At 34.6% G+C, this 14,436-nt stretch carries 15 protein-coding genes; 9 read left to right on the forward strand and 6 right to left on the reverse strand.

What is annotated here, in order from left to right; all coding sequences use genetic code 11:
* Positions 1-159 precede the first annotated feature (159 nt).
* Both NG806_RS21140 and NG806_RS21145 read left to right on the forward strand, forming a co-directional pair.
* Complete coding sequence (locus tag NG806_RS21140; RefSeq protein ID WP_261511250.1) at positions 160-1,689, forward strand: aldehyde dehydrogenase family protein; 1,530 nt, start codon at positions 160-162, stop codon at positions 1,687-1,689.
* Positions 1,690-2,032: 343 nt separating this feature from the next.
* The gene (locus tag NG806_RS21145; protein WP_261511251.1) at positions 2,033-2,416 is read left to right on the forward strand and encodes a DUF779 domain-containing protein; all 384 of its coding nucleotides are present in this window, start codon (positions 2,033-2,035) and stop codon (positions 2,414-2,416) included.
* Positions 2,417-2,507: 91 nt separating this feature from the next.
* Here the strand turns inward: NG806_RS21145 and NG806_RS21150 are convergent, their stop codons facing one another.
* Complete coding sequence (locus tag NG806_RS21150; protein WP_261511252.1) at positions 2,508-3,713, reverse strand: dicarboxylate/amino acid:cation symporter; 1,206 nt, start codon at positions 3,711-3,713, stop codon at positions 2,508-2,510.
* A gap of 94 nt (positions 3,714-3,807) precedes the next feature.
* Between NG806_RS21150 and NG806_RS21155 the strand changes: the two genes are divergently transcribed.
* From NG806_RS21155 to NG806_RS21165, 3 genes are read left to right on the forward strand one after another with little or no spacing between them, the layout of a single operon-like run.
* Positions 3,808-4,722 carry a DnaJ C-terminal domain-containing protein gene (locus NG806_RS21155; protein ID WP_214832204.1) on the forward strand — a complete coding sequence of 305 codons (915 nt, stop codon included), beginning with the start codon at positions 3,808-3,810 and terminating at the stop codon, positions 4,720-4,722.
* Between the two features lie 3 nt (positions 4,723-4,725).
* Complete coding sequence (locus tag NG806_RS21160; RefSeq protein ID WP_214832203.1) at positions 4,726-5,028, forward strand: chaperone modulator CbpM; 303 nt, start codon at positions 4,726-4,728, stop codon at positions 5,026-5,028.
* A 42-nt stretch (positions 5,029-5,070) separates the two neighbouring features.
* Positions 5,071-5,595, forward strand: coding sequence for a hypothetical protein (locus NG806_RS21165; RefSeq protein ID WP_261511253.1), 525 nt, complete (start codon positions 5,071-5,073; stop codon positions 5,593-5,595).
* 40 nt (positions 5,596-5,635) lie between these two features.
* On the opposite strand, the gene NG806_RS21170 is transcribed toward NG806_RS21165, so the two are convergent.
* Positions 5,636-6,619 carry a PLP-dependent cysteine synthase family protein gene (locus NG806_RS21170; RefSeq protein ID WP_214832193.1) on the reverse strand — a complete coding sequence of 328 codons (984 nt, stop codon included), beginning with the start codon at positions 6,617-6,619 and terminating at the stop codon, positions 5,636-5,638.
* Positions 6,620-6,763: 144 nt separating this feature from the next.
* The gene (locus NG806_RS21175) at positions 6,764-7,993 is read right to left on the reverse strand and encodes an ABC transporter permease (protein ID WP_214832191.1); all 1,230 of its coding nucleotides are present in this window, start codon (positions 7,991-7,993) and stop codon (positions 6,764-6,766) included.
* Between the two features lie 4 nt (positions 7,994-7,997).
* Between NG806_RS21175 and NG806_RS21180 the strand changes: the two genes are divergently transcribed.
* Positions 7,998-9,194, forward strand: coding sequence for an exo-beta-N-acetylmuramidase NamZ family protein (locus NG806_RS21180; protein ID WP_261511254.1), 1,197 nt, complete (start codon positions 7,998-8,000; stop codon positions 9,192-9,194).
* On the opposite strand, the gene NG806_RS21185 is transcribed toward NG806_RS21180, so the two are convergent.
* From NG806_RS21185 to NG806_RS21195, 3 genes are read right to left on the reverse strand one after another with little or no spacing between them, the layout of a single operon-like run.
* On the reverse strand, positions 9,191-9,397 hold the full coding sequence (locus NG806_RS21185; protein WP_214832187.1) for a hypothetical protein: 207 nt from the start codon (positions 9,395-9,397) through the stop codon (positions 9,191-9,193). The two genes, NG806_RS21180 and NG806_RS21185, sit on opposite strands and share 4 nt — an antisense overlap.
* A 4-nt stretch (positions 9,398-9,401) precedes the next feature.
* Complete coding sequence (locus tag NG806_RS21190; RefSeq protein WP_261511255.1) at positions 9,402-10,046, reverse strand: DUF3575 domain-containing protein; 645 nt, start codon at positions 10,044-10,046, stop codon at positions 9,402-9,404.
* Positions 10,047-10,051: 5 nt separating this feature from the next.
* Positions 10,052-11,227 (reverse strand): thioredoxin family protein, encoded by a 1,176-nt coding sequence (locus NG806_RS21195; protein ID WP_261511256.1) that lies wholly within the window; start codon positions 11,225-11,227, stop codon positions 10,052-10,054.
* A 229-nt stretch (positions 11,228-11,456) separates the two neighbouring features.
* Here NG806_RS21195 and NG806_RS21200 point away from each other — a divergent pair, with 229 nt between their 5' ends.
* From NG806_RS21200 to NG806_RS21210, 3 genes are all read left to right on the forward strand, one after another.
* A complete protein-coding gene (locus tag NG806_RS21200) occupies positions 11,457-12,557 on the forward strand; it encodes a helix-turn-helix domain-containing protein (RefSeq protein WP_261511257.1) in 1,101 nt (366 codons plus the stop codon).
* Positions 12,558-12,721: 164 nt separating this feature from the next.
* Positions 12,722-13,741 carry an alpha/beta hydrolase gene (locus tag NG806_RS21205; RefSeq protein ID WP_261511258.1) on the forward strand — a complete coding sequence of 340 codons (1,020 nt, stop codon included), beginning with the start codon at positions 12,722-12,724 and terminating at the stop codon, positions 13,739-13,741.
* Between the two features lie 2 nt (positions 13,742-13,743).
* Positions 13,744-14,424, forward strand: a complete 681-nt coding sequence (locus tag NG806_RS21210) for a hypothetical protein (RefSeq protein WP_214832177.1) — start codon at positions 13,744-13,746, stop codon at positions 14,422-14,424.
* Positions 14,425-14,436 lie beyond the last annotated feature (12 nt).

Below are 14,436 nucleotides of genomic sequence, written 5' to 3' on the forward strand. Positions count from 1 at the left end.
ATTCTATCAAATATAAGAAAATATAAAATGAGGGTATTGTTAAAAAAGTATAAAATTCGGGTCGTGCACTATTTTGAAGTTTTTTTATAGGATTGTGCTATTGGTTGTTGGTTCGGAAGTGTAATTTGGCTTTACAGAAAAATTAAAATAAATACTAATATGAGCACAATAACAGAACAAAAATCAGAAACTACTTTACAGTGGCCTGAATTCAAAAGTAAATATGATAATTATATCAACGGTCAGTTTACAGCTCCGGTTAACGGACAATATTTTGATGTGGTATCACCGGTTAATGGAAAAAACTTCACACAGGCAGCCCATTCCTCCAAAGAAGATTTGGAGCTTGCTGTAGACGCTGCTCATAAAGCATTTCAAACGTGGAAAAATACCTCGTCTACTGAGAGAAGTATTATGCTGAATAAAATTGCAGATAGAATAGAGCAGAATCTTGAATATCTTGCCATAGTAGAAACAATTGACAATGGGAAAGCGGTAAGAGAAACTCTTGCAGCAGATTTACCTCTTGCAGTAGATCATTTCCGCTATTTTGCGTCTGTCGTTCGTGCAGAAGAAGGTTCACACAATGAACTGGATAAAGATACCGTTTCTCTTATCGTTCATGAACCTTTGGGAGTAATCGCACAGATCATTCCATGGAACTTTCCTTTATTGATGGCTATTTGGAAATTGGCTCCGGCATTAGCTGCTGGAAACTGTGTGGTTTTAAAACCTGCAGAAAGCACCCCGATTTCTATTATGGTTTTAATGGAAATTATTGGTGATCTATTACCTGCGGGTGTTGTAAACATTGTAAACGGTTTTGGTGCAGAACTAGGAAGAGCTTTAGTGACAAATCCTAAAGTTTCAAAAGCGGCCTTTACAGGTTCTACAGCTACGGGTCGTTTGGTAATGCAGTATGCTACAGAAAATATTATTCCTGTTACATTGGAACTTGGTGGGAAATCTCCGAATGTCTTTTTCAGTTCTGTAATGGCTGCTGATGATGAATTCCTGGATAAAGCAATAGAAGGGGCCGTTCTTTTTGCACTTAATCAGGGTGAAATATGTACATGTCCTTCAAGATTATTGGTTCAGGAAGATATTGCAGATGCATTTATTGCAAAAGTAATTGAAAGAGTAAAAGCTATTAAAGTTGGAAATCCTTTGGATAAAACAGTAATGATGGGAGCTCAGGCTTCCCAGATTCAAAAAGATAAGATCTTATCCTATATTAAATTAGGAAAAGAAGAAGGTGCAGAAATTCTTGTGGGTGGGGATGTAAATAATGTTGGTGAAGGTTTAGAAAGTGGATATTATATCCAACCCACAATTTTCAAAGGAAACAACAGGATGAGAATCTTTCAGGAAGAAATCTTTGGACCTGTTTTGGCTTTCACCACTTTCAAGGATGAAGAAGAAGCTGTAAAAATTGCGAATGATACTATTTATGGCCTTGGAGCGGGAGTTTGGACGCGAGATGCCCATCAATTGTATAACATTCCACGTCAGATTCAGGCAGGAAGAGTTTGGGTAAATCAATATCATTCTTATCCGGCAGGAGCGCCATTTGGAGGATATAAACAATCGGGAATTGGTAGAGAAAATCATAAAATGATGTTGGATCACTATCGCCAGACAAAAAATATGCTGATCTCTTACAACAAAAATAAATTAGGTTTCTTTTAATTTTTTAAATATTAGGGCGTGCCCGTTTGTCCCGCTTTAACAGCGGGACAAAACGGTCGGGCTATGCAGGGCTTCACTTCGTTTCGGTGCTTCATTGCGTTTCGCACCGGCTCGTTCCTCGCCGCCCTTACTATCCCTCACGCAAAATTGTAATGTTAATGCTTTTTCAGTATTATTTTAGAATCATATAAATTGGTGAACCCAATTAATATTTTAAGTTAATATAGCCTGACAGGACTTGTTTTGTCAGGTTTGTTTAACTTTATAAGAGATAGCTATACTAATGGGAAGTGCGTCTTAAAAACAGAAAAATACACCTTGCAATTAATTCAAAACTAAAAAAATGGAAACAAAAATATCCAGATTGTCTGCTACAGAAAAAGCACTTGAAGTCATTTGGGAATTAGAAAAGAAATATGGTGATCTCATGTTCTATCAATCTGGTGGATGCTGTGAAGGAACCCAGCCCCAATGTTTTGAAAAAGGCGGTTTCTATCCACGGATGAATGATGCAATGATTGGAACCATCAACGGCCATGAATTTTGGATCGATCGCGATCTGTTCGAATACTGGAAGTACTCCCACTTTACATTAGATGTTACAGATGGTTTTGGTCCGGGAGGTTTTTCTTTGGAAACACCATTAGGTAAAACCTTTAAAGTAGAATATAAACTTTTCACTCCTGAAGAATATGAAAACCTGGAACCAGTGAAGCGCAGTGAATAAGATCTTAACAACAGAAATAAAATCTGCTCGACCTGCAAAATCTGCTCGAGTTTAATATAAATCCTCTTAGAAATATTTTAACAGAAATCTTTCAGCTATCGACCTTCACAAACCGATTTACAAACATAGCTGCGACGACATTACCGACAGCGTTTAAAACTGTAGCCAAGGGATCTACCAATGTTCCAATAATCATTACCGCAGGAATTGCTTCATGTGGCAATTTGTAAACAGAAATCATCAGCAGCTCACCAATATAGCCACCATTAGGAATTCCACCTTCTACAATACTTACAAAAACAGTAATCCCCAGTGCTAAAATCAGATTTGAAGGTTCGAAAAAGTCCTTTCCAATGATTAAAAATGCTACGTAGATCTTAATAATTGAAGATATAGAAGAACCATTTTTATGTAAAGTAGTACCGATCGGAATAACAAGATTGGCTATTGAGGTTGGAATACCAATTTTTGAAGCAGCCTGTAAATTCGCAGGCATTGTTGCAAAACTACTGCAGGTACTTAATGCAGTCAGTGTAGGATAGGGAGCGTTCTTCCAGAAACTCTTAACTCCATTTCGCCCATTGGCTATGAAAGTATACAACGTGAAAAATATAAAGAAATAAATAGTCCCTACAATATAATAGATTCCCAGGGGTTTGCCATAAAATCCGAAAAGCTGAGGTCCGACAGTAGCTACCTGATAAGCAAAATAAGCTCCCAGACCTATTGGTGCTAGTTTCATAACAAGCATAAGCAATTCTTTCATCACTTCATATCCTGAAGCTATAAATGCTCTGAATGGTTTTCCGCTTTCACCGGTTTTTCTGGCCGCAAAACCAGTAAGAAAAGCAAATATCAACAAGGCAAGCATGTTTTTTCTGGAAAACAACTCTGTAAACTCACCCACGGTAAAGAAGCTGACAATCCTGTTACCCCAGGTCTCATTATCCGTTCCTTCAGATATGATCTGCGAACTTCCTGAAATAGGAGACATAGGAAAAAGATAAACAGCGCCAATGGTAAAAATAGCCGCAGTAAGTATAAAGAACAGAAAAGTAAATGACATCACAGCGATGATTTTTCCAAACTTTGACTGTTGTTCTAAAGAAGCTATTGAATTGGATACAGCAAAAAATACCAATGGAACAACACTCACAAAAAGTAAATTAAGGAAGATATCCCCAAGAGGTTTAATGTATCCAACAAATCCGGGTGCAGTAATGCCGATGATGCTTCCAACTATGATTCCTAATAGTAAAAGTAAAATTCCTGAGTAGTTTTTAAATACCTCTTTCATGCGCTGCTTTTTATCAAAGATAGGTTTATTTTTAACATATTATTATATAATTTTCAGGCTTAATTTTTCTAAATTTGAGTAAATAAACGTTTCTATGGCTTATATAGATTACTATAAAATTCTGGGCGTAGATAAAAAAGCCACGCAGGATGATATCAAAAAAGCATATCGGAAGCTGGCAAGAAAACTACATCCCGATCTTAATCCTGATGATAAAGAGGCTGAGCGAAAATTCAAGGAGCTGAACGAAGCTAATGAAGTTCTTAGTAATCCTGAGAACCGCAGCAAATATGATAAATATGGTGAAAACTGGAAACATGGTGAAGAATATGAGAAAGCTCAACAACAGCAAAGACAATATCAAAATCAAGGTCAAAGTTATGGGGGTGGATATTCAGGGGCTGATTTTGGAGAAGGTGAAGATTTTTCAGACTTTTTTCAAAGCATGTTTGGACAAGGTGGAGGCTTTGGGAGAAGCTCTCGTGGAAGCGCTTCCGGGAAATTCAAAGGACAGGATGTTCAGGCTGAGCTCAATTTACAGCTAAAAGATGCTGCTAAAACACACCCACAGACTTTTGAGATCAATGGTAAAAAGGTAAGAATAACAATTCCTGCCGGAGTATATGATGGACAGCAGATTAAATTAAAAGGCCATGGAAATCCAGGCATTAACGGTGGTCCATCAGGCGATTTATATATTACATTCAGTATTCCACCAGATCCTGATTTTGAAAGAGCAGGGAATGATCTTAAGACAAAAGTGTCAGTTGATTTGTATACCGCTGTTTTAGGAGGAGATGTAAAAGTAAATACATTGGATGGTCTTGTCAATCTAAAAGTAAAACCTGAAACTCAGAGTGGATTAACAGTAAGATTAAAAGGAAAAGGATTTCCGGTGTATAAAAAAGAGGGGCATTTTGGTGATTTGTTTGTAACCTATGAAGTGAAATTACCAACAAATCTTACCGATAAGCAAAAAGAACTTTTTGAACAACTTAAAAATTCTTAAACCATGGACGAGAAGATATCACGAGAGGAACTCGTAAAAATATACAATATAGAGATTACTTTTTTTGATGAACTGGTAGAATATGGCCTGCTTCGGGTGCAGACAGAAGATGATGTACGATATTTATTGTATGAAGATCTGCCAGCTTTTGAAAGGTTTACCAATTGGCATTATGATCTTGAAATTAATCTGCCTGGTTTAGAGGTTATTCACGACATGCTTCAGAAAATGGCGGATCTTAAACAAAAGAATAAAGATCTCTTAACTAAACTTTCTGCAATAAATGCTCATTATGAAGATATTTAATTTAGTTTTGCAATCTTCAAACAAATTAAATACTTTCACGAAATGAGTGACGAAAAAGTGATCAGGCTAAATGTAAATAGAAAGGATTTCGAAGAGATTTACTTTAAAGGAAATCAGGGAAGTTTATTTTTTTCACCTACAACCAAAAGCAAAACAATTATCACGATTATTGTTGCCCTTATTTTCTTTATAACATTTTGTCTAAAAGGAAATTTAAGTCAGGAAAGCTTTGGAGTTCTATATTTCATAAGCTTTGTTTTCCTTCTTTGTGCTGTGTATCTTTCAGTAGCCATCAACAAGGTATCGAGATGGAAAAAAGAAGTGAACAGATATTTAAAATCACTTGAAAAAGCAAGCATTTATGAAATAAGATTTAACAGTGAAACTTTTAATGTTAATCTTAATGATCAGCATGAACTCAGTACATGGAAAGAATTCACAACAGCTGATATCAATGAGGATTATATTTCTTTGGAAGGTAAATATAATTATATGTTTCCTCAGAAGTCAATGACTAAACAGGATTATAACATATTAATACAGGCTGTAAAGAAAAATATAAAATAAAAAAATCAGAGCAAACAGCTCTGATTTTTTTATTTATCGTTTAATCTAACCAACCCATTTCTTTCATCCATTCATCATTATAGATCTTTCCTACATATCTTGAACCGTGATCATGAAGTAAAACAACGATCACGTCATCTTTAGTAAACTGCTCTTTCATTTGTACTAACGCAGCCATCGCACTTCCTGCCGAATAACCACAGAAGATCCCTTCTTCTTTAGCCAGCTTTCTTGCGTAAATAGCACCGTCTTTATCTGTTACTTTTTCGAAATGATCGATAACAGACATATCATAGTTTTCAGGAATAATATCTTCCCCAATTCCTTCTGTAATATAGGTATAAGCATGATCATAATGAAGTTCACCTGTTTCATGGAATTCCTTTAGTATAGAACCGTAAGTATCAATACCAATTACTTTAATGTCTGAATTTCTTTCTTTAAAGAATTTTCCACATCCGGTAATGGTACCTCCTGTTCCGGCGCCCACTACAAAATGAGTAAGTTTTCCTTCTGTCTGTTCCCAGATTTCAGGAGCCGTAGATTCATAATGAGCTGCTCTGTTGGATAAGTTGTCATATTGATTAACATACCATCCGTTTTCAGTCTCTTTAGCCAGTCTCTTGGAAACTGAATAATAAGAACGAGGATCTGTAGGTTTTACATCCGTTGGGCAAACAATAACTTCTGCTCCCACCGCACGGAGAATATCACATTTTTCCTTTGATTGCTTGGAATTGGTTACAAAAATACATTTGTAGCCTTTGATGATAGCTGCAAGAGCTAATCCCATTCCTGTATTTCCAGAAGTACCTTCAATAATGGTTCCTCCGGGTTTTAATCTGCCGTCTTTTTCGGCATCTTCAATCATTTTAAGAGCCATTCTGTCTTTTACAGAATTTCCAGGATTGAAAGTTTCAACTTTGGCTAAAACTAATGCGGGAAAGTCTTCACCCAAAACCTTATTAAGTTTTACTAGTGGCGTGTTTCCTATAGTTTCAAGAATATTTTTTGCGTATTTCATACTTGTTTTATAAGCCCTGCAAAGATACAGCTTTAAAATTATTTATAAAGTTTGCCTCAAAGTAAAATGAACCAATTATAATATAGTTTGGACTTCCTATATAATTCGTTTACTCTGTTTTTAAGAATAAGAAATGATTTAAGCTTAATTGTATTTAATGGCTTTAACTGGTGAAATCTTACTGATCAGATAACTTGGAACAATCAATGCTAATGCAGAGATAATCAATATTCCTACAGAAATTGAAATGATGGCAATAGGGTTGAGGTCAACAGGAACTGTACTTACATAGTAATTTTCAGGATTCAACTTTATAATTCCAAAAAACTTCTGTAACAATAATAAGCCCAGCCCTATAATATTTCCATATAAAAGCCCAGGAACCATGATGATCAAGGTATAATTAATGAACGTAGCTCTTATCTGGGAATTACTTGCTCCCAAAGTTTTTAATAAACCAATAGAATTTGTTCTTTCAATGATAAGGATTAAGAGAACCATGATGATATTAATGATCACGACGATGAGCATAATAATGATGATCAAAGCGATATTAGTATCAAAAATGCTTATCCAATCAGTAATTTGGGGAAACTTTTCAGTTGCTTTTTCAGCGTAGTTCTTATAACCGATTAATTTTTCAATTTCTGGAAAGTCACTATCAATATCATTAACGTTTTTAAAGAAAATATCCAGTCCCCCTATATCATCAGGTTTCATATCCTGAATCTTTCTTACATGATTAATTCCGCCAATTACAAACTGTTCATCAATCATCTTAATGTCAGTCCTGTAAATTCCAACGACTTCGAATTTTCTATAAATAGGTTTCTGATCAGCTTTTGAAAATATAGTAACAATGCTGTCCTTAACTTTTAAATGCAGATCATTGGCAATCTTTTGAGAAATAGTAACCCCATGGTTATAACCTTCTTCTGTTACTTTTGGAGTCCTGCCTGCTATTAAAAATTTTTTAAAGCGGGCACTGTCAAAATCTTTACCTATTCCTTTAAATATAATCCCGGCGAAATTATGCTCATTACGCATAATACCAGTAACCATAGCATATTTTTGAACGCTTTCAACATCAGGAAGCGCTTTTATTTTTTGAATATTTAGGCCCTGTTTATCAAGAACGGAAGTATTGTATGATGAATTTGATCGTGTGGATTTTACAGTAATATGCCCACTAAAATCTGCAAGTCTTTCTTTGATCGCTTTTTTTGAACCGAAACCTGTTGATACGGTAATTAATGAAACAATGATTCCTAGAGCCACAGAAAGCCTGCCTATGAAGATGATAACCCTTGAAAGATTATTTTTGTTATCTTTGGAAAACGCTATTTTTCTAGAGAAATATAAAGGAAAGTTCAAGCTTATGAATTTAGATCTCAAAATTAAAAATTTACTTCTTATTTGCCTAATTTTTTTAGGAGTATTCAACCAATATTATTCTCAGAATCAAACTAAAGATGATTTTAAGACTGGTGCAGACCAGCCTGAGCTTTATTTACCATTATTAAAAGGAAAAACAATTGGTATTGTCACCAATCAAACAGGCTTGATGAAAGATCGTAGTCATTTGGTAGATTTCCTAGTAAAAAATAATATTAAAATAAAAGCCATTTTTGCCCCTGAACATGGTTTCAGAGGAAATGCCGATGCCGGAGAAACGGTGAAAAATGGAGTAGATGCTAAAACAGGAGTGCCTATTGTTTCTCTATATGGAAATAATAAAAAGCCAAAACCTGATCAGTTGAAAGGAATTGATATTGTAGTTTTTGATATTCAGGATGTTGGTGTCCGATTCTATACTTATATTTCAACACTAACTTATCTTATGGAAGCTGCTGCAGAGAATAATGTTGAGGTAATGGTGTTAGACCGTCCAAATCCACATGATGGTTATACAGATGGTCCCGTTTTAAGAAAAAAATGGACAAGCTTTGTAGGAATGCATGAGGTTCCTGTAGTATATGGTTTAACAATTGGCGAATATGGAAAAATGGTAAATGGTGAAAAGTGGATGAAAAATGGAATACAGGCAAAATATACGTTGATTCCAATGTTGAATTATCATAAAAAACATCGATATTCAGTTTCCGATAAGCCATCTCCTAACTTACCTAATGATAAAGCGATAAATTTATATCCTAGCTTATGTTTTTTTGAAGGAACCCAGGTTTCTGTTGGAAGAGGAACGGATAACCCTTTTCAGGTATATGGTTCACCCTGGACGAAGAATCTGCCTTATCAATTTACTCCAAAGCCTAATTATGGAGCTAAAGATCCTTTTCTTAATGGACAGCTATGTTATGGTGAAAACTTATCCAACTACACAACAGATTTAAGAGAATTGAATTTGGAATGGGTGATCAAAGCATATAAAAACTATAAAAATCCACAACAGGATTTTTTCCTTAAAAATTTATGGTTCGACACTTTATCAGGAACTGATGAATTCAGAAAACAGATAATCGCAGGCAAATCAATTGCAGAAATCAAAGCTTCCTGGAAATCAGACCTGGAAAAATTCGAAAAAGTAAGAGCTAAATATATTGTCTACGAAAACTAATCAAAATCCTGCGGCGGATTCTTATCATTTTTACCTTTATTAAGGATAAAAAGCCCAATAGATAAACCAACTACTCCGGCAAAGGCCGTCATAATAGCCCTTTGTAATTTATCAGGTGCATCATTTCCGATGTAATTCATCAAGAAAAGAATGACAAAGGTGATCACCAAAATGATGATATGATTTTTTCCGAATAGCTTCATTGCATTATTTTATTTTGTACGAAATCATAATACCACCTCTGTAAGGAAGTACCTCACCACTTTTATTATATTCACGCGCTATATCATAACGTTTTCCTGTAGTGCGGTCATAGCCTTTGTAGTAATCCTGTGATGTTCCTACCGTGGCATAAACATCCAGGTTCCAGTTTTCAGAAAGTTGGAACTGATAACCGGCAGTGACACCAACTATTACAGAAAGGCCTTTTTGATAGAGATTGGATTTCTTAAATTTTTCATTTCTGTCATTAGTGTATGTGCCGTTTCCCCAATAATTCCATTTTTGTAATACAAAAGAAGCAGCAGAAAGATTAGCTCCTACATACCAATGTTTAAAGGCTTCATCAAAATAATATCTGCCTTCTAAAGAAATTGAATAGTATTGGAATTCATGGCCTGCAAAAGATTTCCATGGAGAAATAAAAACATCACCCTGTAAAGTGTATTTTTTGCCAAGTTGATATTCTAGTCCTGCATTCAGTATTCCTACTGGAAGTAAAAGAGCATTGCCTTTTACATACAAACTTTTTCCATTTTCCTGTATAGGTTCTAAATTCTTTTCTGTTTCCTGTGCATATAGATTTCCTATAGAAAGTAGACTAAGAAAACCTGCTAAAATTTTGTACTTCATGAAATTTATTTGATTTGTTTAAGTAATCCTTCAGCCAAAGTAGCATCTTTATTGGCTTGTGTTGCCATATTTTTTGACATTTCAGCATACGTTTTTGCCATATCATTATTTCCTGTTAAGAAATAAAGCTTCGCCAAAATAAAAGTGTTTTCAGATGTTTCTCCTCTCATGACGGATTTTTCTGCCCATTCAACAGCCTTTTTTAATGATGAAGTATTTTTAATATGTTCAGAGAAGATCCAGGCAGCTTTCAATAATTGATTGGGCTCAAATGAATCCGAATTCTTGTAATATTCTAAGGCAGCTTTTTCATACTCAGGATAATTAGCATTTTGCTCGTAGTAGCTTAGCTTAGTTTGATTAAGTTTTACTTCAGCATCATATTTTCCAACCAAAGGTTCTGCTGTTTTTAAAAAATAATCTTCGTTGATTCTTTTATTTTTTTCATCAATAGATTGAACAACTATTTTTGATAATATAAGCTGATGGTCAAATTCCTTATAGGTTTCTTCGGGAAGGTATTTAATGATATCAGCCTTTCTAGAAGTGAAAATTTTATAATTTGGATCTTCAACAGATTTTAGAAAGAATAATAAGAATCCTATATCATCTTTAGAGAGCTCCTCTGTTTTTTTCTTATTTTCAAAATATCTTTCAGAAGCTTTTTTTGCAAAATCAAAATCTGATGTGGAATTTAATTTCATAATATTAATTAAAAATTCCGGGTCTTTTTCACCATTTGCAAAGCGATCTTTTAAAGATCCTTTTTTATTGTTTGGGGAGTTAATATCCTGTGCCATTGTTAAGAAAATACTTTCTTCCATATAGCCAAGATTCTGAGAGACCAATTCTCCATCACCATTAAGAAACAGGTAAGTAGGATAGGAACGAACACCATATTTAGCGGCAATTTCCCTTCCTTCTCCTTTTTCCATGTCGAACCTGGCGTTCACAAAATTGGCATTGTAATAATCTCCTACTGATTTTTTAGTGAAAACATTTTTTTCCATCAGCTTGCATGGTCCACACCACGAGGCATAAGCATCTATAAAAATTATCTTGTTTTCCTTCTTAGCCTTAGCAACAAGATCTTTAAATGGCAGATCCTGAAATTGGATAGATTCCTGTGCAAAAAGAATGACAGTGAGAAAAACAAAAAATCCGGAGATAAGCTTCTTCATTCGATTAAAATTTGTAGGCGAAGATAGGTATTTTTCGAGATATAGATTCCGAATTTAGTCTTCGGATATCTTACATTAACTAATTTTAAGAACCGAAGCTAAATTTCACATTGATAAGATTAAGCAAACCTTTCTTTTTTTTGTCATCATTACATGGAAGTTATTCTTTATTTTTGTGAATTAGACGATTAAAATTTATTAGCGCTATAACAAATAATAAAAGCTCTTTATGCTTTATCTTTCCGGGATATTTATTGCTTTCTTTTTGACATTTCTTTTGCTTACAAAGAAAGGTAAAAGTTCTGCAGATTTTATTTTAAGCGGGTGGCTTCTGGTAATTGGAATAAACTTACTAGCACATTATTTATTTCTTACCGGTCAATATGCAAAATACCCTTCTTTTGTCTTTCTGGGATTTACGCTTCCACTTGTCTACGGTCCGTTTTTATATCTGTATGTAAAAAAACAAACATCTCCGAATCCTTTTTCATTAAAACAGTTACTGCATTTTCTACCCTTTGTAATTTGCAATCTATTATTTGTATCATTTTATACTGCTTCTTTTAACGAAAGATTGAATATTTTTAAACATGAAGGAAGAGGATTTAATGTTGAAATGCTTTTAAGATTGTATGGTATCTATATTTCAGGTATTGTTTATGTAGCTATTTCCTTTCTTATTTTATATAAATTTCGGAAAAATATGGTTCAGCAGTTTTCAAATACTGAAAGAATAAACTTCAATTGGCTGCTGTATCTTATCATCTGGATTGGTATGATCTGGGGATTGGTTCTCTTTAACGAGAATGCCAATATCATTTATGGTGCAGTAGTGATTTTTATTATGTGGTTAGGTTATTTTGGTATAAAACAAGTACAGGTTTTCAATCAGTCCAATTCTTTTTTTAGTGCCGAAAAAGTTGTAGAGGTAATTGTAAATGTTACAGATTCTCAGGATAAGAAATATCAGAAATCTGGACTGACAAAGGAAAGTATTGAAGATATACATACAAGATTACTCATCGTCTTAAACGAAGAAAAGCCATTTATTAATCCTAATCTTACTTTAAATGAACTGGCGGAATTGCTTAAAGTTCACCCCAACTATCTTTCACAAGTAATCAACTCCAAAGAAAATAAAAACTTCTATGAGCTTATTAATGAAAAAAGGATAGAAGAATTCATGCATAAGATTATACAGCCGGATAGTAAGCAATATACTTTTCTGGCCATTGCTTTTGAATGCGGTTTTAATTCTAAAACATCCTTCAACAGAAATTTCAAAAAATATACTGGAGTTACCCCTACAGAATATCAAAAAACTTTTTAATTCTTATTTTTTACGGTTCAATTTTCAGGGAAGAGTTTCATATTTCATAAGTTGTTGTTATATAGTCATTTGTGTTCTCTGTTTTTTATGAACCAACTTTCCTAATGGAGCGTGTAAGTTTCGGGTTTGATGAATCTTTGCATCAAACATTTTAAACCGATACTATGACAACATTAAGAAAAAAGAATGCCCTGGTGGTTTCTTTTGCAATTTTCACACTGTTATTTTCCTGTACAGATGGGCGGCTTATAGATGAGCCGGGGAACCTCGTACCTAAAACGGTGGACCAGGATTCTTCCTTACCATCAATTAATGCTAATGGTACACTACTTCATTCTGAAGCTTTCGGACCTGAAAACGGGACTCTTATTATTGCTCTTCATGGTGGGCCAGGAGGGGATTATAGATATCTTCTGAATTGTAAAGATCTTGCAGCCCAGGGATATCGGGTTGTATTTTATGATCAGCGAGGTTCTGGATTATCACAACGTTTTTCCAAACAGTCCTACACATCGTTGGGAGCAGAAGCACCTGATCTTATGTATGAGGAATTGAAATCTGTAATTGCCTACTATCAGAAAACTCCAAATCAAAAAGTAATTTTATTAGGACATTCCTGGGGTGCCATGTTAGCTTCAGGATATGCCGGGAAATATCCAAATGCTGTTCAAGGTCTTATTTTATGTGAACCTGGCGGGTTAAAGTGGGATGATATTAAAGATTATGTAAAAGAATCAAGGTCATTTAAGTTATGGAGTGAAATCCTTAACGATGCAACCTATTTAGATCAGTTTATTTCCGGGAAAGATGACCAACATGAAGTACTAGATTATAAAATGTCCATGTTGAGCTCAAAGAACAATATTACCGGAGAAGGAGATTTTGATCCAAGTATGAGTTGGAGGAGTGGAGCAGTGGTTATGGATGCTTTATTTGAGGTTGGAGATCAATACAAATCTGATTTTTCTAAAGGTTTACAGGATTACAATGCTCCTGTACTGTTCTTTTACAGTGAAAGAAATAAAGCATATCCGGATTCCTGGGCGCAAAAAGTAACTTCAACTTATAATCATATAGAACGGGTAAAAATTTCAGGAGTAGGACATGACGGTATTATTACCAATCAAAATGCATGGAACTCTCAGACAAAACCAAGAATGATCAACTTTATCAACAGTCTTTAAAAATGAGAAATAATAAATTATATATCAACATAGCTTTTTTTAGCCTGATGTTTAGTGTGGTAAAGTCACAGACTGTGAATTGGGGGGCACTTATTGATCGTGAAAGGCATATTCTTAATGCTAATATCGGTGCAGAGTACGGAGCTGTGGTTGGACTTGGATATGGGTATAAATTTAATAGTAAATTGTTTCCTACTATTGCTAATGTGGAAATCTCAGTACCTGCAGGTGATCGGTTGTTTGATGATTTTAAAGTAAAGGCAGGAGCGAATGTAAGATGGCTGAAAATCCAAAATTTACAGTTCTCGACTAAAGCTCAAGGGATTTTTCGAAAATATGAAAATGAAAATATACAGCTTATGAATTTTGGATTGGATATGTCCGGTACTATAGGATATTACCGCCCCAAATGGTTTGCAGGTGTGGAAGTTGGTTTTGATAAAGCCATTGTCACTCATTTTAAACATTCCGATCATTACAGACAGATTTATCCCGAAGTAAAAGATGGATGGTACGAACCGTCAACAGGAGGAAACTTCTATGCCTCAGTTCAAGGCGGGTATTCATTTAGTAATCAGGAAATTTATTTGAAAGTTGGGAGTATAGTGTCTCAGGATCTTAAAACGAAACCTCAGTTACCTTACCTTCTTCAAATAGGATATAATTATAAATTACCCTTCTGATCATAATAAAAA

Source organism: Chryseobacterium paludis (assembly GCF_025403485.1).
GTDB classification, from domain to species: domain Bacteria; phylum Bacteroidota; class Bacteroidia; order Flavobacteriales; family Weeksellaceae; genus Chryseobacterium; species Chryseobacterium paludis.

Excerpts from the sequence above, each read along its gene's own strand:
- NG806_RS21170 (WP_214832193.1), bottom strand. The coding sequence starts at position 6,619 with ATGAAATACGCAAAAAATATTCTTGAAACTATAGGAAACACGCCACTA.
- NG806_RS21210 (WP_214832177.1), top strand. The coding sequence starts at position 13,744 with ATGAGAAATAATAAATTATATATCAACATAGCTTTTTTTAGCCTGATG.
- NG806_RS21180 (WP_261511254.1), top strand. The coding sequence starts at position 7,998 with ATGAATTTAGATCTCAAAATTAAAAATTTACTTCTTATTTGCCTAATT.
- NG806_RS21160 (WP_214832203.1), top strand. The coding sequence starts at position 4,726 with ATGGACGAGAAGATATCACGAGAGGAACTCGTAAAAATATACAATATA.
- NG806_RS21195 (WP_261511256.1), bottom strand. The coding sequence starts at position 11,227 with ATGAAGAAGCTTATCTCCGGATTTTTTGTTTTTCTCACTGTCATTCTT.
- NG806_RS21185 (WP_214832187.1), bottom strand. The coding sequence starts at position 9,397 with ATGAAGCTATTCGGAAAAAATCATATCATCATTTTGGTGATCACCTTT.
- NG806_RS21140 (WP_261511250.1), top strand. The coding sequence starts at position 160 with ATGAGCACAATAACAGAACAAAAATCAGAAACTACTTTACAGTGGCCT.
- NG806_RS21165 (WP_261511253.1), top strand. The coding sequence starts at position 5,071 with ATGAGTGACGAAAAAGTGATCAGGCTAAATGTAAATAGAAAGGATTTC.
- NG806_RS21150 (WP_261511252.1), bottom strand. The coding sequence starts at position 3,713 with ATGAAAGAGGTATTTAAAAACTACTCAGGAATTTTACTTTTACTATTA.
- NG806_RS21205 (WP_261511258.1), top strand. The coding sequence starts at position 12,722 with ATGACAACATTAAGAAAAAAGAATGCCCTGGTGGTTTCTTTTGCAATT.
- NG806_RS21145 (WP_261511251.1), top strand. The coding sequence starts at position 2,033 with ATGGAAACAAAAATATCCAGATTGTCTGCTACAGAAAAAGCACTTGAA.
- NG806_RS21190 (WP_261511255.1), bottom strand. The coding sequence starts at position 10,046 with ATGAAGTACAAAATTTTAGCAGGTTTTCTTAGTCTACTTTCTATAGGA.
- NG806_RS21200 (WP_261511257.1), top strand. The coding sequence starts at position 11,457 with ATGCTTTATCTTTCCGGGATATTTATTGCTTTCTTTTTGACATTTCTT.
- NG806_RS21155 (WP_214832204.1), top strand. The coding sequence starts at position 3,808 with ATGGCTTATATAGATTACTATAAAATTCTGGGCGTAGATAAAAAAGCC.